At 62.2% G+C, this 22,709-nt stretch carries 22 protein-coding genes; 12 read left to right on the top strand and 10 right to left on the bottom strand.

What is annotated here, in order from left to right; all coding sequences use genetic code 11:
- Window positions 1-38: 38 nt before the first annotated feature.
- Both V9L13_RS10165 and V9L13_RS10160 read right to left on the bottom strand, forming a co-directional pair.
- Entirely contained in the window at window positions 39-470 is a 432-nt protein-coding gene (locus V9L13_RS10165; protein ID WP_262141551.1) for a nuclear transport factor 2 family protein, read from the bottom strand.
- Window positions 471-532: 62 nt separating this feature from the next.
- The gene (locus V9L13_RS10160) at window positions 533-673 is read right to left on the bottom strand and encodes a hypothetical protein (protein ID WP_338802411.1); all 141 of its coding nucleotides are present in this window, start codon (window positions 671-673) and stop codon (window positions 533-535) included.
- A 310-nt stretch (window positions 674-983) separates the two neighbouring features.
- On the opposite strand from V9L13_RS10160, the gene V9L13_RS10155 reads away from it, so the two are divergent.
- On the top strand, window positions 984-2,195 hold the full coding sequence (locus V9L13_RS10155) for a helix-turn-helix domain-containing protein (RefSeq protein ID WP_338802410.1): 1,212 nt from the start codon (window positions 984-986) through the stop codon (window positions 2,193-2,195).
- Window positions 2,196-2,226: 31 nt separating this feature from the next.
- A complete protein-coding gene (locus V9L13_RS10150) occupies window positions 2,227-2,859 on the top strand; it encodes a PQQ-binding-like beta-propeller repeat protein (RefSeq protein ID WP_338802409.1) in 633 nt (210 codons plus the stop codon).
- Window positions 2,860-2,986: 127 nt separating this feature from the next.
- Here the strand turns inward: V9L13_RS10150 and V9L13_RS10145 are convergent, their stop codons facing one another.
- Window positions 2,987-3,760 carry an alpha/beta fold hydrolase gene (locus V9L13_RS10145; RefSeq protein ID WP_338802408.1) on the bottom strand — a complete coding sequence of 258 codons (774 nt, stop codon included), beginning with the start codon at window positions 3,758-3,760 and terminating at the stop codon, window positions 2,987-2,989.
- Window positions 3,761-3,872: 112 nt separating this feature from the next.
- On the opposite strand from V9L13_RS10145, the gene V9L13_RS10140 reads away from it, so the two are divergent.
- The gene (locus V9L13_RS10140) at window positions 3,873-4,832 is read left to right on the top strand and encodes an aldo/keto reductase (RefSeq protein ID WP_338802407.1); all 960 of its coding nucleotides are present in this window, start codon (window positions 3,873-3,875) and stop codon (window positions 4,830-4,832) included.
- On the opposite strand, the gene V9L13_RS10135 is transcribed toward V9L13_RS10140, so the two are convergent.
- Window positions 4,829-5,725: a LysR family transcriptional regulator gene (locus V9L13_RS10135; RefSeq protein ID WP_338802406.1), complete on the bottom strand. Its 897-nt coding sequence runs from the start codon at window positions 5,723-5,725 to the stop codon at window positions 4,829-4,831. The two genes, V9L13_RS10140 and V9L13_RS10135, sit on opposite strands and share 4 nt — an antisense overlap.
- A 148-nt stretch (window positions 5,726-5,873) precedes the next feature.
- On the opposite strand from V9L13_RS10135, the gene V9L13_RS10130 reads away from it, so the two are divergent.
- Window positions 5,874-6,899 (top strand): NAD(P)-dependent alcohol dehydrogenase, encoded by a 1,026-nt coding sequence (locus V9L13_RS10130; protein ID WP_338802405.1) that lies wholly within the window; start codon window positions 5,874-5,876, stop codon window positions 6,897-6,899.
- A 155-nt stretch (window positions 6,900-7,054) separates the two neighbouring features.
- The gene (locus V9L13_RS10125) at window positions 7,055-8,251 is read left to right on the top strand and encodes an MFS transporter (RefSeq protein ID WP_338802404.1); all 1,197 of its coding nucleotides are present in this window, start codon (window positions 7,055-7,057) and stop codon (window positions 8,249-8,251) included.
- On the opposite strand, the gene V9L13_RS10120 is transcribed toward V9L13_RS10125, so the two are convergent.
- Window positions 8,248-9,141: a LysR family transcriptional regulator gene (locus tag V9L13_RS10120; RefSeq protein WP_262141544.1), complete on the bottom strand. Its 894-nt coding sequence runs from the start codon at window positions 9,139-9,141 to the stop codon at window positions 8,248-8,250. The genes V9L13_RS10125 and V9L13_RS10120 overlap by 4 nt on opposite strands.
- A gap of 113 nt (window positions 9,142-9,254) precedes the next feature.
- Here V9L13_RS10120 and V9L13_RS10115 point away from each other — a divergent pair, with 113 nt between their 5' ends.
- The 3 genes from V9L13_RS10115 to V9L13_RS10105 all read left to right on the top strand — a co-directional run bounded on the left by V9L13_RS10115 (window position 9,255) and on the right by V9L13_RS10105 (window position 12,574).
- Entirely contained in the window at window positions 9,255-10,655 is a 1,401-nt protein-coding gene (locus V9L13_RS10115) for an amidohydrolase family protein (RefSeq protein ID WP_338802403.1), read from the top strand.
- A gap of 13 nt (window positions 10,656-10,668) precedes the next feature.
- A complete protein-coding gene (locus V9L13_RS10110) occupies window positions 10,669-11,148 on the top strand; it encodes a DMT family transporter (protein WP_338802402.1) in 480 nt (159 codons plus the stop codon).
- 181 nt (window positions 11,149-11,329) lie between these two features.
- On the top strand, window positions 11,330-12,574 hold the full coding sequence (locus tag V9L13_RS10105) for an OprD family porin (RefSeq protein ID WP_338802857.1): 1,245 nt from the start codon (window positions 11,330-11,332) through the stop codon (window positions 12,572-12,574).
- A gap of 2 nt (window positions 12,575-12,576) precedes the next feature.
- Here the strand turns inward: V9L13_RS10105 and V9L13_RS10100 are convergent, their stop codons facing one another.
- Complete coding sequence (locus V9L13_RS10100) at window positions 12,577-13,470, bottom strand: LysR family transcriptional regulator (protein WP_338802401.1); 894 nt, start codon at window positions 13,468-13,470, stop codon at window positions 12,577-12,579.
- Window positions 13,471-13,585: 115 nt separating this feature from the next.
- On the opposite strand from V9L13_RS10100, the gene V9L13_RS10095 reads away from it, so the two are divergent.
- The 4 genes from V9L13_RS10095 (at window position 13,586) to V9L13_RS10080 (ending at window position 18,254) form a co-directional block, all read left to right on the top strand.
- The gene (locus V9L13_RS10095; RefSeq protein WP_338802400.1) at window positions 13,586-14,020 is read left to right on the top strand and encodes a cupin domain-containing protein; all 435 of its coding nucleotides are present in this window, start codon (window positions 13,586-13,588) and stop codon (window positions 14,018-14,020) included.
- Between the two features lie 117 nt (window positions 14,021-14,137).
- Complete coding sequence (locus V9L13_RS10090) at window positions 14,138-14,671, top strand: sigma-70 family RNA polymerase sigma factor (RefSeq protein WP_003226129.1); 534 nt, start codon at window positions 14,138-14,140, stop codon at window positions 14,669-14,671.
- Window positions 14,671-15,633: a FecR family protein gene (locus V9L13_RS10085; RefSeq protein ID WP_338802856.1), complete on the top strand. Its 963-nt coding sequence runs from the start codon at window positions 14,671-14,673 to the stop codon at window positions 15,631-15,633. Before V9L13_RS10090 ends, V9L13_RS10085 begins: the two co-directional genes overlap by 1 nt.
- Window positions 15,634-15,839: 206 nt before the next feature.
- Window positions 15,840-18,254: a TonB-dependent siderophore receptor gene (locus tag V9L13_RS10080; protein WP_338802399.1), complete on the top strand. Its 2,415-nt coding sequence runs from the start codon at window positions 15,840-15,842 to the stop codon at window positions 18,252-18,254.
- Between the two features lie 49 nt (window positions 18,255-18,303).
- Here V9L13_RS10080 and paoC read toward each other — a convergent pair whose 3' ends face one another.
- The 4 genes from paoC to V9L13_RS10060 form a co-directional block, all read right to left on the bottom strand.
- Window positions 18,304-20,499, bottom strand: coding sequence for an aldehyde oxidoreductase molybdenum-binding subunit PaoC (gene paoC / locus V9L13_RS10075; protein ID WP_338802398.1), 2,196 nt, complete (start codon window positions 20,497-20,499; stop codon window positions 18,304-18,306).
- Entirely contained in the window at window positions 20,496-21,452 is a 957-nt protein-coding gene (locus tag V9L13_RS10070; RefSeq protein ID WP_338802397.1) for a xanthine dehydrogenase family protein subunit M, read from the bottom strand. The genes paoC and V9L13_RS10070 overlap by 4 nt, the downstream gene beginning before the upstream one ends.
- Window positions 21,449-22,072, bottom strand: a complete 624-nt coding sequence (gene paoA, locus V9L13_RS10065) for an aldehyde dehydrogenase iron-sulfur subunit PaoA (protein WP_103484837.1) — start codon at window positions 22,070-22,072, stop codon at window positions 21,449-21,451. The genes V9L13_RS10070 and paoA overlap by 4 nt, the downstream gene beginning before the upstream one ends.
- A gap of 203 nt (window positions 22,073-22,275) precedes the next feature.
- Window positions 22,276-22,548, bottom strand: coding sequence for a hypothetical protein (locus V9L13_RS10060; protein ID WP_003226119.1), 273 nt, complete (start codon window positions 22,546-22,548; stop codon window positions 22,276-22,278).
- Between the last annotated feature and the right edge of the window lie 161 nt (window positions 22,549-22,709).

Genomic DNA, 22,709 nt, shown 5'->3' with positions numbered 1-22,709 from the left:
GTGGGCTTTTTTGTGCCACAAACCCCCTTCGGCAGCTCCTACACAGATTTCGCGTTTGCCAAATACGCGCCAAGCCGCCGCCCCATCTCTTCCCCCAACGCCTGCAACCCGCTCAACGGCCGCACCATCACCTCGAACTCGACAATCTTCCCGCTCTCATCAAAGCGAATCATGTCGATGCCCTTGAGCTCTTTCGACCCTACTTTGGCGCTGAACTCCAGCACCACATTCAAACCATCGGCAGTCGCCAGTTCGCGGTGGTATTTGAAGTCTTCAAAGACGTTGAACACAGTGTTGAGGATCATCGTCACCACTGGCGCGCCGGGGTAGGGCGAGTGGGCCATCGGCGAGCGGAATACCGCGTCCGGATCGAGCAGTTCGGGCAAGGCCTTGAGGTTGCCGGTGCGGATCATCTCGTGCCAGTGCTTCAGGGATTCGGCGGCGTTGGGGTGCAGGTTCAGTTCGGACATTGACCACTCCTGGGATTGTTGTTCTTCGCGCGACGGCACTCACTCTAGTTCAAAGCGGCGGATCACGAACCGTTGTGCGTCGATCTGAATACCAGACCATGGCCGGAGCGGATCAGATGGGTATCTGATCCGTATTTTTCTGTTGGATCTGCCTCTGTAACCGGTTCAGTCAGGCGCTCAGAATAGCCCGGCAGTTCGGTCACTCGCGGCAGTCCTTCATCCCGAAGCGCCCGGTGCACCGCCAGCTCAGTATTGAGGAGAGCAGCATGAACAAGATGGCGATTTTCCTGGGTGGGTTTCTGACTTTGACCATTCTGATCGGAATGCTTGCGACGATTTCTCCGGTCTGACCCCCAGCCGTTCCATACCAGCCTCCAGCGCCCTTTCTTGTCGAAGGGCGCGCTTGTTTCCTCTGCGCTGTAATCTCTCGCATCACACCGCACTGGTGCCTACCCGCGAACTGGACTAAACCGGGATATCCAACTCCGGGAATCTCACCGTGCCTGATCTGTCATGGATTCGTTGATCACTGCCGCTGGCCGGGCGCTCGTGGCGGGTGATCCGCTGGCCGCACTGAAGTTCGTCGCCCTGCGCGAAGACCCGCCCGCGCTGGCACTGCGCGGCATCGCCATGGCCCAACTCGGTGATTTGTCCCGGGCCAAGGTGTTGCTGCAGCGGGCGGTCAAGGCGTTCGGCGCCAACGAGCCGTTGTCCCGGGCGCGCTGCATAGTGGCCGAGGCCGAAGTGGCGTTGGCGGCGCGCGATCTGAGCTGGCCGGAGAACGCGCTTGAGGTGGCGCGGCAGGTTTTGCTCGATCATGGCGATCAGCTGAATGCGGCGCACGCGCGGTATTTGCAGATTCGCCGCCTGCTGCTGATCGGCCAGCTCGATGCGGCGCAGAGGTTGCTCGCCGAGCTTGATCCCGCGCCGTTGCCGCCAGCGCTGCGGGCTGTTCATGAATTGCTGACAGCGGGCATCGCGTTGCGTCAGGTGCAGGCCCACGCTGCAGGTGCGGCGTTGGCTCGAGCCGCTGTGGCGGCGCAGCAGGCCGCGATTCCGGCACTGACGGCGGAAGTCGAACACGCCGAGCAGATGCTTGAAGCACCCGCCGCGCGACTGAGCATGGGCGGTCAGTCGCAGGCCGTGACGCTTGCGCAGGTTGAGGCTTTGTTTGCCTCGCCGACGCTGGTGGTCGATGCCTGTCGCTACAGCGTGCGCGGCGCGGGGATGACGGTTGCGTTGGCGACGCGGCCGGTGCTGTTCAGTCTGCTGCGGATGCTGGCTCAGGCGTGGCCGGCGGACGTGTCGAGAGCGGCGCTGATCGCCCAGGCATTTCGCTTGAAGCTGAGCGACGAATCCCATCGCGCACGCCTGCGAGTGGAGATCGGTCGCTTGCGTTCGGCTTTGCAGCCACTGGCGCGGATCGTCGCGACAGCGCGCGGTTATGCTTTGGTCGCCGCCGATGTGGCGTTGCTCACCTTGCCCGTCGAGGACAAACACGCTGCGCTGCTGGCCTTGCTTGCCGATGGTGAAGCCTGGTCGAGTTCGGCGCTGGCGTTGGCTTTGTGTTGCAGCCAGCGGCAGGTGCAGAGAGCGTTGGAAAGTCTGGCTGAGACGGATCGGGTGCAGGCGTTCGGCGTTGGCCGTGCACGGCGCTGGACGATGCCGCCGGTGCCGGGTTTCGCGACGATCTTGTTACTCCCTGTGTCGCTGGGCAATGGCTAGGCTGGACTCATCCACCAGCGAGGAAGGCAGCATGAAACAGGCAAACGCAGAAATCCTTCGTGAATACGGCCCGTTCGACGGCGTCGAACGTGTCCACGGCGTGACCTTCGACGGCCAGCAAGTGTGGTTCGCCAGCGACGGCCAGCTCAATGCGCTGGATCCGGCCAGCGGCGAAACCGTGCGCACGATCAAGATCGGCGCCGACGCCGGTACCGCGTTCGACGGCAGGCATCTGTTCCAGATCGCCGACAGCCGCATCCAGAAAATCGACCCTGCGACCGGGCACATTCTCAACACGATTCCCGCACCGGGCGCGGGTAGCGATTCGGGGATGGCCTGGGCCGAGGGCTCGCTGTGGATCGGCCAATACCGTGAGCGCAAGATCTATCAGGTTGACCCGGACACTGGCGAGATCCTGCGCACCCTGACATCAGACCGTTTTGTCACCGGGGTGACCTGGGTTGACGGGGCTTTGTGGCATGGCACGTGGGAGGGTGATGAAAGTGAGTTGCGCCGGGTTGATCCAGAGAATGGCGAGGTGCTGGAAAGCCTGAAAATGCCCGCCGGGATTGGCGTGTCGGGGCTGGAGGCGGATGGCGGTGAGCGGTTTTATTGCGGTGGCGGCGGAAGTGGGCGGGTGCGGGCAGTGCGCCGACCCAAATAATCGATGTCGTCTCCACTGGCCTCTTCGCGAGCAAGCCCGCTGCCACATTTTGTCCGGTTGATGCTTAACCACTGTAGGAGCGGACTTGCTCGCGAAGGACCTGTCCAAACAACGCAATAACCGGCTATCAGCGATCAAGCACATCCTTCATCCACTGCAGATACTGCGTCCGCTCGGAAATCGAGTTGTGCCCCGCATCCGGTACCACCCGCAGCGTCGCCACGCCTTTGGGGAAACTCTGTAGCAGTCGCTGCGTGCTGTCCCGTGGTATCACCTCGTCATCACTGGCCGCCAACAGCAACGTCGGCACGCGAATGTGCGCGGCATAGCGGCCCGACTCGAAGCGATCCTTCAGCAGCCACTTCACCGGCATCCATGGATATTGGCGGACGGCGATGTCTTCAAGGCTGTTGTACGGCGTCACCAGAATCAGTTGTTTCGCCGGGCGCTGACTCGCTAGGCGCACCGCCACCCCCGAACCCAGGCTGCGGCCGATCACGGCAATCTGCGGATGGCTGGCGTACACCTGATCGAACAGTGCCAACGCATCTTCGGCGATCGCTTCCTCCGAGGGCGAGCCGCTGCTGCCACCGAAACCCCGATAGTTCAGCAAAAACAGCGCGTAGTCGGGAAAGGCCTCGCTGAACGACGGCAGATTGCGTGACACGTCCTCGGCATTGCCGCCAAAGTAGATCAGTGCCTTCGGCCCGACGTGCGCGCGCGTGGCTACCCACACATCGGCATCCGGCATCGTCAGTTTCAACCGCGAATCTGCCGTAGTCACGGCACTGTCCGGCTGGGGGAAATAGATCAGCGAGCGCTGAAATACGAACAGCGCCCCGCACAGCAGCAGGTAGAGGGCGATGAGCAAGGCGACGAGTGACATCAGTTTTCTGGACATTCGACTAACTTTAACCGGGCGCGGGTGTTCGCTGTCGCAGTGTAGTCCAGCGCAGTGGACGGGCAGGCGTCGCACACAACGTGCAACAGCTTCACGCAGCAGGGGAACCAGCATGAGCCACACTGAGGGTTGCTCCCGTCGCCGGTTGCTCACACTGGCTGCCGGGGTTTCGGCGGTCTTCACCTTTGACCGGGCGTTGGACACCGCCACGCCGCCGCCGGCCACTTCGCCCAGCACGGCAGGAGACCAGACCATGCAGACCCGCGCCATCCCTTCAAGCTCCGAGCTGTTGCCAATGGTGGGCCTGGGCACGTACCGCGGCTTCGATGTTGCGCCCGGCGACCCCGCCTATAAACAACTGCCGGCGGTGCTCGATGAACTGTTCAAAAAGGGCGGCACGCTGATCGACAGCTCGCCGATGTATGGCCGCGCCGAGCAAACCACTGGCGAGCTGTTGTCGATCCACGAACCACGCTCGCCGGCATTTCTGGCGACCAAGGTGTGGACGCGCGGGCGCAAGGAGGGCATCGCGCAGATGGAGCAATCCTTCAGCCTGTTGCGCACCGAACGCATCGACCTGATGCAGATTCACAACCTGCTGGACTGGCAAAGCCATCTGCCGACCCTGCGCGAATGGAAAGCGCAGGGACGCATTCGCTACATCGGCATCACCCATTACACGCCGTCGGCCTATGAAGAAGTCGAGGCAGTGCTCGGCGCCGAACAACTGGATTTCCTGCAAATCAACTACGCCCTCGATGACCGTGGTGTGGAGAAACGCATTCTGCCGTTGTGCCGCGAGCGCGGGGTGGCGGTGATCTGTAATCGGCCGTTCGGTGGCGGCGGCTTGCTGACACGGCTCAAGGGCAAGCCGCTGCCGGGCTGGGTATCGGATGTGCAGGTCAACAGTTGGCCGCAACTGGCGCTGAAATATCTGCTTTCGCATCCGGCGGTGACTTGCGTGATCCCCGGCACCGGCAATCCGCGCTATATGGCCGACAACGCCGGCGCCGGGTTCGGGCCGATGTTGACCGATGCGCAGCGGTATCAGTTGATAGCGTTGATTGGCTAAGCCGGCGTCTGCTGCGGAAACAGATGCTCCTTGAGGAAGTCGATGAACACCCGCAGTTTCAGCTGTGGATGCTTGCCCGAGGGCCACATGATCCGGTAGACGCCGGTCTCTGCGCAGTCGGGCAAAATCCGTTGCAAGCGCCCATCGGCCAAGGCCTCGCTGACGCAGAAGTCCGGTAGATAGGCGATGCCCAGGCCTTGCAGGGCAAAGCAGATCCGCGCTTCGAGGTTGTTGCAGACCATCGAGGTCGGCACCTGCAGATCGACTTCCTGGCCGGCTTCGCGCAACGGCCAGACCTGCAGCTTGCCGGTGTTGGGAAAGCGAAACTGAATACACGAATGACTGAGCAGATCGGTGGCTTGCTGCGGTACGCCATGGGCCTGAAAGTAGGGCGGCGCCCCCACCAGAATCATCCGGTAGCTGCCGATCAGGCGCGAGGTCAGGCTGGAATCCGGGACATCTCCGGCCCGCAACACCGCGTCGTAGCCTTCCTCGATCACATCGACCCGGCGGTCATCGAACGTCAGGTCGAGATCCACCGTCGGGTAGGTTTTCTTGAACCGTGCCAGCACCGGTAAAAACGGCTCGCCCACCAGCGGCAAACTGATCTTCAGACGCCCGCGCGGGTCGGCGTTGGTCTGGGAAAACTCCATTTCCGCTGCTTCGATCTCGGCAAGGATGCGCAAACTGCGTTCGAGAAACCGCGTGCCGTCCTCGGTCAGCGTGATGCTGCGCGTGCTGCGATTGAACAGGCGCACGCCAAAGCGTTCTTCCAGGCGCACGATGCTTTTGCCAATTGCCGAAGCCGACACGCCAAGCAGGCGCCCACTGGCGACAAAGCTGCGAGTTTCCGCCACCGACACAAACACATTCAACGCATTAAGGCTGTCCATCACGATTCTCGATTTCACCGGTGGGGTTCAATTTACCTTAGTCATTGCGGAACAAAACGTCCGTATATAACGGAGTGGCGACCCACTTAATCAGCCAGGGGCATGGCTTCTATCATCGGCGCCACAGTCCTCTACCGAGATTATCGCCATGTCCGACATTATGCAGCGCTGGGAAATTTCCGCGTTTGGCCTCGCCAACCTCAGCCAGGTCCAGGCCCCGCGACCAACCCCGAAAGCCGGAGAAATCCTGGTCAAGATCGATGCGGTTTCGCTTAATTACCGTGATACCCAAGTCGCGGAAAACGGCATGACCGCAGCGTTGAAATTCCCCTTCACGCCAGCCTCGGACATGGCCGGTACCGTGGTCGCGGTCGGCGAGGGCGTCACGCGCTTTCAGAGTGGCGACAAAGTCATCTCCACCTACATTAGCAACTGGATCGACGGCAATCCGAAAACATGGGCCGAGATGCCGACCCAGGGTGGGCCGATTCCCGGCATGTTGGCGCAGTACGTTGCCACGCCGGCCGACTGGTGCGTGCGCGCGCCGAAAAACCTCAGTGCAGTCGAGGCCAGCACACTGCCGATCGCCGCACTGACCGCGTGGATGGCGTTGATCGAACTGGGGCATCTGCACGCCGGGCAAACCGTGGTGGTGCAAGGCACTGGCGGGGTTTCGCTGTTTGCCGTGCAACTGGCGGCGGCCAGTGGCGCCAACGTCATCGTCACCAGCAGCAGCGACGACAAGATCGCCCAAGCCATCGCTCTGGGCGCCACTCATGGCATCAACCGCAGCACCACCCCGGACTGGCACACCGCTGTGCTGGAACTGACCGACGGGCGCGGCGCCGATCACATTCTGGAGATGGCCGGCGGCGACAACCTCGGGCGCTCTCTGCAGGCAGTGGTGCCTGGAGGTCGGGTGTCGATCATCGGCCTGCTCGATTCTGACGAGTTGCGCACGCCGATCATGCCGCTGCTCGGCAGCCGCGCCTCAATCGTTGCGGTGGCCGTCGGCCCGCGTCGGGCGCTGGAGGACATGGTGCGGATGATCGATCACCACGGGATCAAACCGGTGATCGATGCGACCTATGCCTTCGATCAGGTGACCGAAGCGTTCGCCCATCTCAATCGCGGGGCGTTCGGCAAGGTTGTGGTCGATTTCAATAAGGCCTGAGTGCGACACATCTCAACTGTGGGAGCGGGCTTGCCCGCGAAGAGGGAGGGTCAGTCGGCAACACTGTCGCTGACCCACCGCATTCGCGGGCAAGCCCGCTCCCACAGGGTTTTGTGTTGTTCGGTAGATTTTCTTTCCTGATGTGATGAGTGTTTATGAACCGTTCCCCCCATCCCATGTCCGTCATGCCCTTCATCATTCTGGGCCTGTTCGGGCTGTACACCCTGGAACTCGGCGTGGTCGGCATACTGCCGCTGATCGTCGAGCGCTTCGGCGTCAGTGTCGCCCAGGCCGGTTTGCTGATGAGCCTGTTCGCGTTCATCGTCGCGCTGTCCGGGCCGTTTCTGGTGCTGGTGTTCTCGCGGTTCGACCGCAAGAAAGTGCTGGTCGGTGCGTTGCTGTGTTTTTCCGTGAGCAGCGTGCTGTCGGCCTATGCGCCGAACTATTCGACGTTGATGGCGCTGCGCATTGTCCCGGCGATGTTGCACCCAGTGTTTTTCTCGGCGGCGTTTGCTGCGGCGATTTCGCTGTACCCCAGGGAGCGTGCGACCCACGCGACCACGGTCGCCTTCATCGGTACCACCCTCGGACTGGTGTTCGGTGTGCCGATTACCGCATGGGTCGCCGGGCGGTTTTCGTATGAGGCGTCGATTCTGTTCTGCGCCGTCGCGACGTTGCTCGCCGGGCTCGGATTGCTGCTCAAGTTGCCTCGGCAGACCGCTGCGCCGGAGAGCTTCGCAAGTCAGCTGTCGATCCTGAAAAAGCCGCCGGTGTGGCTGGCGATCATCGCCACGGTGCTGGTGTTCACCACCAAATTCGCGGTGTACAGCTACGCCGCCGAATACCTGAAAAACCAGACCGGCCTGGACGGTGAAACCATCAGTTTCCTGTTGGTGATCTTCGGTGTCGGCGGGGTGCTGGGCAACCTGTTGGCCGGGCGCGCACTGGCCACGCATCTGGTGGCGACTGCGTTGCTGTTTCCGATTCTGTTGAGCATCGCCTACCTGATTCTGGCGCTGTTTGGCAGCGCGTCGCTAAGCTCGATGCTGCTTATCGTGCTGCTGTGGGGCGCAATTCACACCAGCGGCATGATCATCACCCAGATGTGGCTGACCAGCGCCGCGCCCGAGGCGCATTCGTTCGCCACCAGCCTGTATGTATCGGCGGCCAATGCCGGGATCGCCCTCGGTTCGTGGATCGGTGGGGTGTTTATCGACACCTGGGGCCTGCCGGGCACGATCTGGTGCGGGTTGCTGTTTGCGCTGCTGTCGTTGCTGACGATTGGCGCCAAGGCCATGTTCTATGGCGGTCGTGAAGAACGCCCGAACCTGAGCGGGGCAAGCGTCGCCTAGTGCGCCTTGCGCAGGGCGCCGATAAAGGCTTGCAACGCTGACGACATCTGGCGATTGCTCGGGTAATACAGGTAGAACGCGGGGAAGGGTGTCGACCACTCTTCCAGCAGCGCCACCAGTGCACCGCTGTCGAGTTCGTCCTTGATCCACTCACGGATCCACACCGTGATACCCAGCCCATCCAGCGCCGATTGCATGGCAACGGCGCAGTCACTGACCACCAGAGAACCTTTCACGCTCAATTCGAACGGCATGCCATCGCGGAAAAACCGCCACTTGTACAGCCCGGATTCCCCGGAACGCCGCCAGTTTACGCAGCGGTGATCCAGCAAGTCGGCCGGCTCGTGCGGGCGACGTTTGCCTTGCAGGTAGTCGGGCGAGGCGATGGCGATCTGCGTCAGCGGTTCGCTGAGTTTGAGCGCGACCATGTCTTGTTCGATGAACTCACCCAGACGAATCGCCGCGTCGTAGCCTTGGGCAACGATGTCGGCGGTGCTGTCGTCGGTGGTCAGTTCGAGTTTGATGTCCGGGTAGGTCGCTTGAAATGCCGGCAGGATCGGTTGGATGAAGTGCAGCATCGCTACCTGCGGCGCGCAGATGCGCAGGGTGCCGACCGGTGTGTCGCGGTAGTCGTTGAGTTGTTCCAGCGCTGCGTCCAGATCGGCAAAGATCTCGCCCAGGCGTTCGAACAATTTACTCCCGGCCTCGGTGGTAGACACGCTGCGCGTGGTGCGATTGAGGAGGCGTACCCCCAGACGCTCTTCCAGACCCTTGATGGTCTGGCTCAGTGCCGACGCTGAAACCCCCAGCGCTTGGGCGGCGCGGGAGAAATTGCGCTCGCGGGCGACGGCAAAAAATGCCCTGAGATGGCCAAACTCTTGGTCGCGCATTATGTATGCCCAGCTTCACAATGTTTGTAGATGTTTTGGCATTCTAAATAAAGCTTCCGGGTCAGACAATGCGACTACAGGCCAATGCGCCGACCGTCACCCTGGAGCCCACCATGTCTTTCAATGCTCATTTCGATGTTTTGACTTCCGCGCTCAAACCGTTGCCCGATGCTCACCGCTTGCTGCTGATCAAGGGCGGAACCCTGGTCACCCAGGACGAACGCCTGGGCAATTTCATCGAAGGCGATGTGCTGATTCGTGGCACGGAAATCGTCGAGGTCGGCGTAGGCCTCAATGCTCCCGACGCTGAAGTCATCGATGCCAAAGGCATGATCGTGATTCCCGGCATGGTCGATACCCATCGCCACGCGTGGGAAGGTCAGTTGCGCCGGATCAACCCGAACTCGCCGACGCTTGAAGACTACTGCAACGCCACGCATTTTTCCTTTGCCAAATACTACCGTCCGCAAGACATGTACGTCGGCAACCTGCTGACCGCGCTGGGTGCGATCAACGCCGGCATCACCACCATCATCGATAACTCACACAACGCCCGCAGCGGCGCGCATTCGGATGCGGCTATCGATGCCTTGCACGACGCTGGCATCCGCGCGGTGCATGCCCCGGGCGCGCCGTTGTCCGGGGAGTGGGAGTCCACGCAGTGGCCGGGCGATCTGCGCCGTATCAAAGACAAGTACGCCGGTTCGCCCGACTCGCTGGTGACCCTGGCGATGATGGCGCAACTCGACCGCGAACAATGGGCAGTCGCCCGCGAACTGGGCCTGAATATCGTCACCGAATTCTTCGGCGCCGGTATGGCGGCGGAGCTGGATGCGCTGCACGAAGAGGGCCTGCTGGGCCCGGACAATATTTTCAACCACTGCACCTGCCTGCCGGATCACGGTTGGTCGATCCTGCGCCACGCCGGGGTCAAGGTGAACGTCTGCCCGCGCTCCGACGCGCACTACGGGCTCGAAGACGGCGTGTTCGCCTGGCAGAAAGCTGTCGATCACGGCCTGCGCCCGGGCCTGAGCGTCGACAACGAAAGCTCTTACGGCGGCGACATGTTCGGTGAAATGCGTGTGGCGTTTTACCTGCAACGGGCGGCTGCGCACAGTGCGCGTTTCCATGGTCAACCAGCGCCGGAACTGGTCAGCGCCGCGCAACTGCTCAAAGCCGCCACCCTTGATGGCGCGGCGTGTGCCGGACTCGAGACGCGCATTGGCAGCATCACTCCGGGCAAGCAGGCCGACATTGTGTTGATCCGCACTGACAACCTCAGCGTCTACCCGTCGAACAACGCGCTGGGTACGGTGGTGCATGCCGCCGAACGTGGCGATATCGACACCGTGATCATCGCCGGGCGCATTCGCAAACAGGCGGGTGTGGTGCTGGGCGTGGATCGCGAACAACTGAACCGGGCCACGGAAGAGTCGCGCAGCTACCTGTTCAATGCCGCCGGTTACAGCCCTGATGCTTTCGCGGAGCACTTCGCCCCGCTGCATGCCCACTGAGAGGTGCACGGTCATGATCCTGATTTCCTTTGCTCTGGCCTTGCTGGCCGGTGTGGCGATTGCCGTGCAAGCGGCGGTTAACAGTCAGTTGGCCGGGGCCATGACCGGCAACACGCTGGCGGCGGCGTTCTACTCGTTTCTCAGCGGCATGCTGGTGCTGGGTGCACTGGCATGGATGCGCGGTGGTCTTGGCGATGCCTTGAGTGTGATCCCGGCGCAACCCGGCTGGCGTCTGGTCGGTGGCGTGCTCGGTGCCGGGGCGATTTTCTGCACCGTGTGGCTGGCGCCGCGTATCGGTCTGGCGAATCTGCTGGTGCTGGTCATCGCCGGGCAGTTGCTGTCGTCGGTGGCGATCGATCACTTCGGCTGGCTGGGCGCAGTGGTGCGTCCGGCGGCATCGATCAAGATCGCCGGCGCAGTGGTGGTGCTGCTGGGCGTGGCACTGACGCTGTTTGGTGAGCGGCTGATCGCGATGCTCGCCCGGTCTTTCTGACCCACAAATCTGCCCTGTGGGAGCGGGTTTGCTCGCGAAGGCGTCAGCGCATCCAGCACCTTCATTGCCTGATACAGCGCTTTCGCGAGCAAGCCCGCTCCCACAGGGGGATACGGGTTTGCCTGAGTCTTCTACGAACAACTTCATAGGTGTCGCCGTGACTGCATTCATTCATTCGGGGATGCGCAATGGATTGTCGACCCTGGCCGGCGCATTGCTGCTGGCAAGTTTCAGCAACGGAGCTCACGCGGATTTTTTCGCCGACTCTCATGCGTCGTTCGAAACCCGCAATGTCTACTTCAATCGGGATTTCCGCGACGGGCCGTCAACCCTGCAATCAAAACGCGAGGAGTGGGCACAGGGCCTGATGCTCAAGTTCGAGTCCGGGTATACGCCGGGGTTGGTGGGGTTTGGGGTCGACCTGCTGGGCATGGTTGGTGTGCGTCTGGATTCCAGTCCCGATCGCGCCGGCAGCGGTTTGTTGCCGGTGCGCAGTGATGGGCGCGCAGCCAGTGAGTACGGCAAATTGGGAGTGACGGCCAAGGTCAAAATCGCCAAAACCGAGCTGAAGGCCGGGTCGTTGATCCCGGTCCTGCCGACACTGCGCCCGCAGGACGGGATGATCCTGCCGCAGTCGTTTCGGGGGGCGATGGTGATCTCGCAGGATCTGCCGGGTGTGGTGCTGACGGCGGGGCAACTGGATCGGGTCAAGGGGCGCAATGACACCAGCTACGAGCCGATTGCGCTGAACAACAAGAACAACCGCTTCGTCACCAATGCCCAGGGCGCGCACCTGAATCTGGTCGGCGTGGATCGGCAGGTGAACGACAACCTCAAGGTCAGTTATCACTACGCGTCGTTGAGCGATGTCTACGATCAACACTTCGTCGGCTTCACCGATACGCGGCCCATGGCCGGCGGCACGGTGAGCAGCGACCTGCGGTTTTTCTCCAGCGAGAGCCAGGGCGCGGCCAAGGCCGGGAAGATCCGCAATCAGTCGCTCAACGGCCTGATCGGTTACGCCGCGGGCGGGCACAAGGTCAGCGTCGGCTATCAGGCGATGCTCGGCGACAGCGCGTTTCCCTATGTCGAAGGCAGCGATGCTTACCTGGTCAACTATGCGCAGATCGGCGATTTCGCCGAAGCGAAGGAGCGCTCGTGGCAAGTGCGTTATGACTTCGATTTCGAGCGCTTGGGCATTCCCGGTCTGACTTTCATGAGCCGCTACATCGATGCCGATCATGCGCAAGTGGCCGGCAAGACCGGCCAGGAATGGGAACGCAATACCGAGGTCAAGTACGTGATCCAGAGCGGCACGTTCAAGGACGTTGCCTTGCGTTTGCGCAATGCGACTTATCGCTCGTCGTTCAGCCGCGATGCCGATGAAACACGGATCCTCATCACCTACACCAAAGCGCTGTGGTGAACTCAGCCGCGATACCGCAACGCTTCCACCAATAACGCAAACGCCGGCGCCGCCTGACGCCGGCTCGGGTAGTACAGGTGATGACCGGCGAAGGTCGGGCACCAGTCTTTCAGCACTTGCAACAGGCTGCCGTCGGCCAGATACGGCGCAACAATGTTTTCCGGGATGTAGCTCAGACCGAAGCCATCGAGTGCGGCGTCGAGCAGCGGGTAGACGCCGTTGAGGGTGACTTGCCCGGAGACACGCACCTTGAGGCTTTCGCCGTCCTTCTCGAACTCCCAGGGGTACAGCCCGCCGTTGGTGGGCAGGCGCAGATTGTTGCAGGCGTGGGCGGTGAGGTCACGCGGTGTTTGCGGCTTTTCACGCTGGGTGAAGTAGGTCGGCGAACCGACCACCGCCATGCGCATGTCGGGGCCGATGCGGGTGGCGATCATGCCTTGTGCCACGTCTTCGCCCAGGCGCACACCGGCGTCAAAGCCTTGCCCGGCGATGTCGACGAAGCCATAGTCGCAGCACACCTCGACGGAGATGTCCGGGTACTTGGGCAGAAATTCCTTGAGCACCGGACGCAGCAACCAGTTCAGCGAATGGTCGGTGGCGCTGATACGGATCCGGCCTGCCGGGGTTTCGCGCAGGTTACTCAGGGCGGCCAGTTCCAGTTCGATCTCTTCGAAGCGCGGACCGATGGTCTGCAGCAGATGTTCGCCGGCCTCGGTCGGGGAGACGCTGCGCGTGGTGCGGGTCAGCAGGCGCAGGCCCAGGCGCGCTTCGAGGGCGCGGATGGTATGGCTGAGCGCCGATTGCGAGACGCCGAGTCTGGCCGCGGCTTTGGTGAAACTGCGCTCGCGGGCCACGGCGAGGAAGGCGAGCAGGTCACTGGCGTTTTCTCGAAGCATTGATGAGTGTCCTGCATAAGTTTTTTCGAATTCTAGTCGATTATCTGAAGAGTCTGGCTCGGTAAAGTGACGCAAGTTCCCTGTAGGAGCTCTCGTACAACTTTGGAGTCTTGTGATGAATTCAATTGCAACTGCGCAGGTCCCACGTGTAATCGTCACCGCCAACGGTTCTCAGCCCTCGGCCAAGGGCCCGGCAGACTGGTTCACCGGTACGGTGCGTGTCGACGCGCCATTCAAGGGCAGCGATGCCGCCCGCGTCAGCGGCGCCACGGTGACCTTCGAGCCGGGCGCGCGCACGGCGTGGCACACCCATCCGTTGGGGCAGACGTTGATCGTCACCGCCGGCGCCGGTTTTGTGCAGGAGTGGGGTCAGCCGGTTCGGCAGATTCGCCCTGGCGATACCGTGTGGATCGCTCCCGGCGCCAAGCATTGGCACGGCGCTGCGGCGCATACCGCGATGACCCATATAGCGATCGCCGAAGTGCTCGATGGCAAGGTGGTGGACTGGATGGAACAGGTCACTGATGCGCAGTATCAGAAAGCGGAATGACGCCCTGACCCCTCGTACCCCATGCAAGTGCGCTAGCGTTTTTCGTGCGTAGTGACACTGGTTACCAAATGAAATATATTCGCATTCATGTAGGTTGCCCCCCTCCAGGATGCCGCTGTGCCCGCTGATTTTCCTTCCGCCCAATCCCCGCGCAATCAATTGCTGTCGTTGCTTTACAGCGACCATCACGGCTGGTTGCAGAACTGGTTGCGCAAAAAGCTTGGTTGTTCGCAACGGGCGGCGGATCTGGCGCAGGACACCTTTATCCGCGTGCTGACTCTCGCCGAGCCCGAGCGTTTGCAGGAGCCACGGGCCTTCCTGACGACCACGGCAATTCGTCTGCTGATCGATGGCGAGCGCCGGCGCAAGCTGGAGCGGGCGTATCTGGCGGTGCTCGCGCATGAAAGCGAAGACGCGGCGGCGATCAGCCCGGAAGATTTCCATCAGATCATCGAATTGCTCGAATCCATCGCGCGTCTGCTCGAAGGTCTGGCGGAGAAACCGCGCCGGGCGTTTCTGCTCAATCGTCTGGATGGCTGGAGCCACGCCGAAATTGCCGAACATCTCGGCGTATCAAAAAGCATGATCAAGCAGTACATCGCTCAGGTCATGGTGCATTGCTATGTCGCGTTGTATGGCGGTGCGCCGTGATCAGCGGGTCGGAGCCGAGTCATGAAACGGTGGTCGCAGCGGCGCAATGGCTGTCGCTGCTGCATTCCGGCGAGGCCAGTGAGCAGCAGCGTCAGGCGTTCGCCCAATGGCGCGAGGCCGACCCGAGTCATGCGCTGGCGGCATCACGTCTGGCGTTGCTATGGGGGCGTTTTGACGGCTTGCCCAAGGGCCGCGCGCGCAAGACCCTTGACCGGGTGCTGACATCGAAACGCGGCAGCACCCTGCGCCGCACCGGCACGTGCCTGGCTGTGCTGATCGCCGCAAGCGTGGCGTGGCAAGGCGTGCAGCAGGGGCCGGTGTGGCTGGCGGACCAACGTACTGCCGTGGGCGAGCGGCGCGATTTGATGCTGGCCGATCACAGTCATTTGAAGCTCAACAGCGACTCGGCGGTGGACCTGCATTTCGACGGCCAGCAACGGCTGATCGATCTCAAGCGCGGCGAACTGTGGGTCGAGGTGGCGAAGGACCCGCAGCGGCCATTCGTGGTGCGCACCGAGCACGGCACCGTGACAGCACTTGGCACGCAGTTTCTGGTGCGTCGCGAAGCCGGGCAGACCCGGGTTACCGTACTGGAATCGGCGATTGCCGCACGCCCGGTCGAGCATCCGGAGAACGCTGTGCGTGTCGCGGCCGGTCAGCAGGCCACGGTGTTTGCCGACCATGTCGACAGCCCGACGTCACTGGGCCATAGCGACCCGGCGAGCTGGACACGCGGCGTGCTCAAGGTTGACGACCGTCCGTTGGTGGAAGTGCTTGATGAGCTGGCGCGATATCGCTCGGGCGTCATGCATTTTGATCGGCAGGCGCTGGCCGGACTGCGAGTGTCGGGTTCGTTTCCGCTCGGCGACAGCAACGCGGCGCTGGCGGCCTTGCAGACCAACCTGCCGATCCGCGTGCAGCGTTTTACCGATTGGCTGGTGTTGATCAAACCCGAATCCTGAACCCGATACAAAACCTGCAGGCGTGCGCCTGCTCGCGATGGCGTCGTGTCAGTCGAGATCAATTTCACTGACACGCCGCCATCGCGAGCAGGCTCACGCCTACAGTGGATTTCGGTGGTCTAAAAAATAAATCAACGGTCCACTGTCCCTTTCCCGAACTCACCCGTCATGGCCTGAGAAACCAAAACAACTTTCAGGAATCCACCATGACCCGCCCCGTTGTCCGGCTGCATCCACTCGCTGCCGCGCTGTTTCCGATCTTTCTCGCCGGTGCCGCGCTGCCGGCGGTCGCTGACGACGCCAGTGTCGCCCAGAGCCGCGTGCAAACCTTCGCGGTGCCGGCCGGTGACCTGAGCGTGGCTCTGAGTACGTTGGCCGAGCAGGCTGGGGTGGCGCAGGCGTTCGATCCGGCGCTGACCCGTGGCAAGCAGACCCCGGGCCTGAACGGTCGCTACACCCTGGAAATGGCGCTGGCGCGGCTGCTCAGTGGCAGCGGTCTGGAAGCCGTGCAGGTCGGTTCGACTTACCGCTTGCAGGCATTGCCGTCGGGGGCCGGCCAGGTGCAACTCGACAGTCTGTCGATCAGTGCGCCGGAAGTGGTCGATGGACCGTTCGGGCCGGTTGACGGCTACGTCGCGCAGAACAGCATCAGCGCGACCAAGACCGGCACACCGATCCACGAAACCCCGCAATCGATTTCGGTCATCACCCGCGAGCGAATGGAAGCGCAAGGCGTGCAGTCGGTGAACGAAGCGTTGCGTTACACCCCGGGCGTGTCGAGCTATGGCGCCAACAATCGTTCGGACTGGTACACAGTGATTCGCGGTTTCTCGCCGACCACTTACCTCGACAGCCTGCAACTGCCGACCACCATCAACCTGGCGAGCTGGATGGTCGATCCGTACATGCTCGAACGCGTTGAAGTGCTGCGTGGCCCGGCCGGCGTGCTCTACGGGCAAGGTGATCCTGGTGGCGTGATCAACCAGGTGTCCAAGCGTCCGAGCGCGGTGGCAGCCAACGAAGTCGGCGTGCAGTACGGCACCGATGCGCGCAAGCAGATCAACTTCGACAGCACCGGCCCGCTCGACGATCAGGGCGTGTGGTCGTACCGCATGGTCGGCGTGCTGCGCGATCAGGACATCAAGGACACCCCGTGGCAGGACAAACGCCAGGCGCTGGCGCCGTCGATTACCTTCGCGCCGGACGACGACACCCGCTTCACCTTGCTGGCCAGTTATCTGTACGACGACAGCAACTCCGGAGACGGTTTCTATCCGTCGGCTGGCACCATCGACTACAACCCCAACGGCCACATCAAGCGCAACATCTTTGAGGCCGACAAAGACTTCCAGAAGTACGAAAAGCGCCAGTACTCATTCGGTTATGAATTCTCCAAACGCCTGAGCGACACCTGGCAAGTGCGGCAGAATCTGCGTTATTCACACCTCGATCTGAACGACAACATGATCTACGGCGGCGGCTTCCAGGAAGGCTCGCTGACGACCATCGACCGTTGGGCCGGCATCGCCGACTTCACCTACAAACGCTGGGCCGTGGACAATCAGGCGCAGGCCGATTTCAGCGTTGGCGGCATCGATCACACGGTGCTGCTGGGTCTGGATTACCAGCATCAGGATGCCACCGACAAAGAGGTCTATGCCCTCGCGGCACCGGTCAATGCGTATAACCCGGTATTCGTGCCGTTCGACCGTTCGGTGTTCAACGACCCGGACAAAAGTTACCCGAGCAACATCGATTCGACTTTGAATCAGACCGGTCTGTACCTGCAGGATCAGTTGAAATTCGACGACCACTGGCGCCTGACCCTCAGCGGTCGCTATGACTGGGCCACCAGCGAAACCCAGGATCATCTGGCACACACCACGACCAACCAGAAAGATGAAGCCTTCAGCGGCCGTGCCGGTCTGGTGTATCTGGCGGACAACGGCCTGGCGCCGTACGTCAGTTACTCCACCGCGTTCACCCCGAACGCCGGTCTGGATGCCAACGGCAAACCGTTCGACCCCACCGAGGCCAAGCAGTACGAAGCCGGGATCAAGTTCGCGCCCAAGGACACCAACGCTTCGGTGACCGCCGCAGTGTTCCAGATCACCCAGACCAACGTGCTGACGCCCGGCCCGGTCAACCCGAATTACTCGGTGCAGACCGGTGAAATCCGCTCCCGTGGTTTCGAGCTGGAAGGCACGGTTAGCCTGAGCCGTGAGCTGGACGTGATCGCCAGTTACACCTATCAGGACGTGAAGATCACCAAGGCCAATGACGTCAGCGAAGGCAAGACCCCGACGTTCATCCCGATCCCGCGCAACATGGCGTCGCTGTGGGGCGATTACACCTTCCATGACGGCTGGTTGAAGAACTTCGGTCTGGGCGCTGGGGTACGTTATGTCGGACGCAATCCGGGAGCGGCGGACAACTCGCTGAACATCCCGTCGTACACCGTGTTCGATGCCTCGGCGCACTATGTGACCGGGCCGTGGAAACTGGCGCTGAACGTCACCAACCTGACCAACGACGACTACATCTCCGGTTGCTACGACGCGACCCGTTGCCTGTATGGCAATCCGCGCACCGCCGTGGCATCGGCGACGTATCGCTGGTGATGGAGAACGCCCCTCTCTGCGCAGGGAGGGGCGATTCTGTGCAGCTGCTTCAGATCATCGGCGGCAACGAAGAGAGGATCTTGTCCAGCGTAATCGGATACTCGCGCACCCGCGCCCCGGTGGCGTTGTAGATCGCATTCGCCACCGCCGCGCTCACACCACAAATCCCCAGTTCCCCCACGCCCTTGGCTTTCATCGGTGAAGAAATCGGGTCGGTCTCGTCGAGGAAAATAACCTCCTGATGCGGGATGTCGGCATGCACCGGCACCTCGTATCCGGCCAGATCGTGATTGACGAAAAAGCCCAAGCGCTTGTCCACCGCCAGCTCCTCCATCAACGCTGCGCCAACGCCCATGGTCATCGCGCCGATCACCTGGCTGCGCGCGGCTTTCGGGTTGAGAATCCGTCCCGCCGCGCACACCGCAAGCATGCGTCGCACGCGGACTTCACCGGTAGCAGCATCCACCGCCACTTCGACGAAATGCGCACCGAAAGTCGACTGTTGATACTGCTTGGCAAGGTCGGCGAACTCGATGCTGTCCTCAGCCTCGACGGCACCATTTTTTGCGGCGTCACGCAGCGGCAGGGTCTTGCCGGCGGCGCGTACCTGACCGTCGGCGAACTCGACGTCACCCCCGGTCATGCCCAGCTTCGTCGCCACTGCTTCGCGCAGTTTCATGCACGCGGCGTAGACCCCGGCGGTCGAGCAATTGGCGCCGAACTGGCCGCCAGAGCCGGACGACACCGGGAAGGTTGAATCGCCCAGACGCACGGTCACATCCGCCAGAGGCACGCCCATCATCTCGGCGGCCGTCTGGGCGATGATGGTGTAGCTGCCGGTGCCGATATCGGTCATGTCGGTTTCCACCGAGACCTTGCCATCGTGCTCCAGCCGCACCCGCGCGCCGGACTTGAGCAACAGGTTATTGCGGATCGCTGCCGCGACGCCCATGCCGATCAGCCAGCGACCTTCGCGACGGCTGCCGGGTGTCGCGTTGCGCTGGTTCCAGGCGAATTTTTCCGCGCCGGTCTGCAGGCATTCGATCAGTCGCCGCTGGGAGAACGGGCGCTCGGTTTTCACTGGATCGACCTGCGTGTCGTTGAGGATGCGGAACTGGATCGGGTCGAGCTTGAGCTGCTCGGCCATCTCGTCCATGGCGATTTCCAGCGCCATCAGCCCCGGTGCTTCACCCGGCGCGCGCATGGAGTTGCCCTCGGGCAAATCCAGTGGCGCCCGGCGCATGGTCACTCGGCGGTTCTCGGCGGCGTACAGCAACTGGCTCGGCTGCGCGGCGACTTCGACCTTGCCGTCCTTGAGGTTGCCCGACCAGCCTTCGTGGGCAATCGCGCTGAGCTTGCCGTCTGCCGTCGCGCCCAGGCGAATGCGCTGGATCGTGGCCGGGCGGTGGGTGGTGTTGTTGGCCATTTGCGGGCGGGCGAGGGCAACTTTCACCGGGCGATTGGCCAGGCGTGCACCGAGGGCGGCGAGAATCGCGTCCGCACGAATGAACAGTTTGCCGCCGAAGCCACCGCCAATGTACGGCGAGATCAGGCGCACGTTTTCCTTGGGCAGGCCGAGGGTGGTGGCGACGTCGCCGACGCTCCAGGCGATCATCTGGTTCGACGTCCACAAGGTCAGTTGATCACCTTTCCACGAGGCCAGTGTCGCATGCGGCTCCATCATCGCGTGGGACTGGTCGGGTGTGGTGTAGGTCTGGTCGAACTGCACCGGCGCGGCGGCGAAAGCCGAGTCGAAATCGCCGTGGGTGACGTCGGGCAACTCGTCGTCTTCGACACCTTGGTCGCGCACGTTGGCCAGCTCGAATTCGCCTTTGGCCGTGACATAGTCGACCTTGACCAGTTGCGCCGCGGCGCGGGCCTGTTCGAAGGTCTCGGCGACCACCAGTGCCACAGCCTGGTGATAGTGCTGCACCTCGGAATCGGCGAGCAGCGGCGCCGAGTTGTATTTGCCTTTGCCGAGCTTGCCGGCATTCGCGGCGGTGACGATAGCCAGCACGCCGGGCGCGGCTTCGGCAGCGTCGAGGTCGATATGGCTGATGTGGCCCTTGGCGATGGCCGAGCCGACCATGAAACCGTAAGCCTGATTCGCCACGGCCTCGTGCTGCTCATAGGCATAAGGTGCCTGACCGCTGGTTTTCAGCGGGCCTTCAACGCGGTCGGTGGGTTTGCCGATCACCTTCAACTGGTCGATCGGATTGGTGGTGGCGGGCGTGTTGAATTTCATGCCTCGTCCCTCGCTTGCGCCAACACCGAGCCGAGCGTGCGCTCGACCAGGGTCAGTTTGAATTGGTTGTCGTGGGTCGGCGTGGCGCCGTCGAGAAGGCGTTCGCTGACGGCTTTTGCGCCTTTAGGCAGCAATGCTTCGGCGGCTTCAACCCGCCACGGTTTCGGCGCGATGCCACCCACCGCCACGCGGCCGCTGCCGTCCTTGTGCAGGATCAGACCGACCGACACCAGCGCGAAGGCATAGGACGAGCGATCACGCACCTTGTGATAAATGTGTGTGCCGCCAACCGGGGCGGGCAGGGTTACCGAAGTGATGAACTCGCCGGGCGTGAGGCTGGTTTCGATGTTCGGCGTGTTGCCCGGCAGTTGATGGAAATCGGCGATGGCGATGCTTCGCGTGCTGCCGTCCGGCTTCACCGTTTCAACCTGCGCATCGAGAGCGCGCATGGCAATCGCCATGTCGCTCGGGTGGGTGGCGATGCAGGCGTCGCTGACGCCGATCAGCCCCAGTTGCCGACTGACCCCGCCAATCGCTGCGCAGCCACTGCCGGGCTGGCGTTTGTTGCAGGCCTGATTGACGTCATAAAAGTACGGGCAACGGGTGCGTTGCAGCAGGTTGCCGGCGGTGCTCGCCATGTTGCGCAACTGGCCAGAGGCCCCGGCGAGCAAGGCGCGGGAGAGCAGGGCGTAGTCCTTGCGTACGCGGCCGTCGGCGGCCAGATCGGTGTTGCGCACCAGCGCGCCAATGCGCAAGCCGCCCTCGGCGGTGGCTTCGATCTGGTCGAGGCCCAAGTGGTTGATGTCGATCAGGTGCGGCGGAGTTTCGATGTCGAGTTTCATCAGGTCCAGCAGGTTGGTGCCGCCGGCAATGAACTTCGCACCTTCGACCTGTGCCGCCAGTGCAGCGGCTGCGGCTGCGGAGTCGGCGCGGCTGTAATTGAACGCTCTCATGCCGGCACCTCCGCGACTTCAGTGATCGCTTCGATGATGTTCGAGTAGGCGCCGCAACGGCAGATGTTGCCGCTCATGCGCTCCTGGAATTCGCTGGCGATCAGTTGTGGAGCTTCGGTCAGGCTCGGGCTGACGTGGCTGGGAATGCCATCGCGAATTTCCTTGAGCACTGCCACCGCCGAACAGATCTGCCCCGGCGTGCAATAGCCGCACTGGTAACCGTCGTGCTTGATGAACGCGGCCTGCATCGGATGCAGTGCGTCGGGCATGCCGAGGCCTTCGATGGTGGTGATCTCGCTGCCGTCTTGCATCACCGCCAGGGTCAGGCAGGCATTGATTCGGCGGCCGTCGGCGATCACCGTGCAGGCGCCACACTGGCCGTGATCGCAGCCTTTTTTGCTGCCGGTCAAATGCAGGTGCTCGCGCAGGGCGTCGAGCAGGGTGGTGCGGTTGTCGACTTCCAGGGATTGCGGTTTACCGTTGACTTGAATCGTCACTTTACTCATGGCCGATTGCTCCAGATTGGCCGCATAGGCCTTGAGGCTGATGAAGGGCGGCATGGCAAACGCCACGGCCGTTACGGCGCCCAGGATCAGAAATTTGCGTCTGGAAAGCGTCATGCTTCAATTCCTCTCTATCAGGCGGCAGGGTATTGAATGACCCAAACGGGCGCGCCGGCATGTTTGCCAGTCTCATTTCAAGACTGACCCATGATCAGAGGAAAAGGTTTTTGCGGATTTTCGCTATAGAGTTATGCGAAGGGCTCATGAATTAAAAGCCCCTGCAGAAGCAGCCTTCGGCATTTTCTGCAGGGGAAGGGCAATTAAAAATGAGCGCTCGCCCGGACGCTGGAATGCGCAGGCGCGGTGGCCTCGAGATCCAGCAAATGGGTGGCGAGTATGTCGCTCAGAAAGCGGAACTGATCGTTGATGCCGACCACTTCATTGCTGAAGTGATTGCTCGCGGCGGGCATCAGCACATCGTCGAAGTCTTCGTTGAACAGCAGCGCCTGGGTCTTGCGCGAGACGACCTGCTGGTCGTAGTAGTTGCTGCCGAACACCGGGAAGCTCACGGAGAGGGTGATGGTGCGAATCATGATGGGTACTCCTCGTTGCGTCTCGGATGGGTGAATCGTGCCTCTGCCGGCTGGCGGGCGGAAGGTAATCGTGGCGATGGTGAATATCGACGGCGTTGATGGTCAGGTTCTCAGCGGGACTGATGGCCTCATCGCGAGCAGGCTCGCTCCCACATGGGAGC

This window comes from Pseudomonas sp. RSB 5.4, assembly GCF_037126175.1.
Classification (GTDB): Bacteria; Pseudomonadota; Gammaproteobacteria; order Pseudomonadales; family Pseudomonadaceae; genus Aquipseudomonas; species Aquipseudomonas fluorescens_H.
Note: the sequence above shows the minus strand (reverse complement) of the source record. Positions and strands in the feature narration are given on the sequence as shown.

Bases quoted from the DNA above. Each gene is read 5' to 3' on its own strand.
- V9L13_RS10165 (WP_262141551.1), bottom strand. From the start codon at position 470: ATGTCCGAACTGAACCTGCACCCCAACGCCGCCGAATCCCTGAAGCAC.
- V9L13_RS10155 (WP_338802410.1), top strand. From the start codon at position 984: ATGGATTCGTTGATCACTGCCGCTGGCCGGGCGCTCGTGGCGGGTGAT.
- V9L13_RS10150 (WP_338802409.1), top strand. From the start codon at position 2,227: ATGAAACAGGCAAACGCAGAAATCCTTCGTGAATACGGCCCGTTCGAC.
- V9L13_RS10145 (WP_338802408.1), bottom strand. From the start codon at position 3,760: ATGTCCAGAAAACTGATGTCACTCGTCGCCTTGCTCATCGCCCTCTAC.
- V9L13_RS10140 (WP_338802407.1), top strand. From the start codon at position 3,873: ATGAGCCACACTGAGGGTTGCTCCCGTCGCCGGTTGCTCACACTGGCT.
- V9L13_RS10135 (WP_338802406.1), bottom strand. From the start codon at position 5,725: ATGGACAGCCTTAATGCGTTGAATGTGTTTGTGTCGGTGGCGGAAACT.
- V9L13_RS10130 (WP_338802405.1), top strand. From the start codon at position 5,874: ATGTCCGACATTATGCAGCGCTGGGAAATTTCCGCGTTTGGCCTCGCC.
- V9L13_RS10125 (WP_338802404.1), top strand. From the start codon at position 7,055: ATGAACCGTTCCCCCCATCCCATGTCCGTCATGCCCTTCATCATTCTG.
- V9L13_RS10120 (WP_262141544.1), bottom strand. From the start codon at position 9,141: ATGCGCGACCAAGAGTTTGGCCATCTCAGGGCATTTTTTGCCGTCGCC.
- V9L13_RS10115 (WP_338802403.1), top strand. From the start codon at position 9,255: ATGTCTTTCAATGCTCATTTCGATGTTTTGACTTCCGCGCTCAAACCG.
- V9L13_RS10110 (WP_338802402.1), top strand. From the start codon at position 10,669: ATGATCCTGATTTCCTTTGCTCTGGCCTTGCTGGCCGGTGTGGCGATT.
- V9L13_RS10105 (WP_338802857.1), top strand. From the start codon at position 11,330: ATGCGCAATGGATTGTCGACCCTGGCCGGCGCATTGCTGCTGGCAAGT.
- V9L13_RS10100 (WP_338802401.1), bottom strand. From the start codon at position 13,470: ATGCTTCGAGAAAACGCCAGTGACCTGCTCGCCTTCCTCGCCGTGGCC.
- V9L13_RS10095 (WP_338802400.1), top strand. From the start codon at position 13,586: ATGAATTCAATTGCAACTGCGCAGGTCCCACGTGTAATCGTCACCGCC.
- V9L13_RS10080 (WP_338802399.1), top strand. From the start codon at position 15,840: ATGACCCGCCCCGTTGTCCGGCTGCATCCACTCGCTGCCGCGCTGTTT.
- paoC (WP_338802398.1), bottom strand. From the start codon at position 20,499: ATGAAATTCAACACGCCCGCCACCACCAATCCGATCGACCAGTTGAAG.
- V9L13_RS10070 (WP_338802397.1), bottom strand. From the start codon at position 21,452: ATGAGAGCGTTCAATTACAGCCGCGCCGACTCCGCAGCCGCAGCCGCT.
- paoA (WP_103484837.1), bottom strand. From the start codon at position 22,072: ATGACGCTTTCCAGACGCAAATTTCTGATCCTGGGCGCCGTAACGGCC.
- V9L13_RS10060 (WP_003226119.1), bottom strand. From the start codon at position 22,548: ATGATTCGCACCATCACCCTCTCCGTGAGCTTCCCGGTGTTCGGCAGC.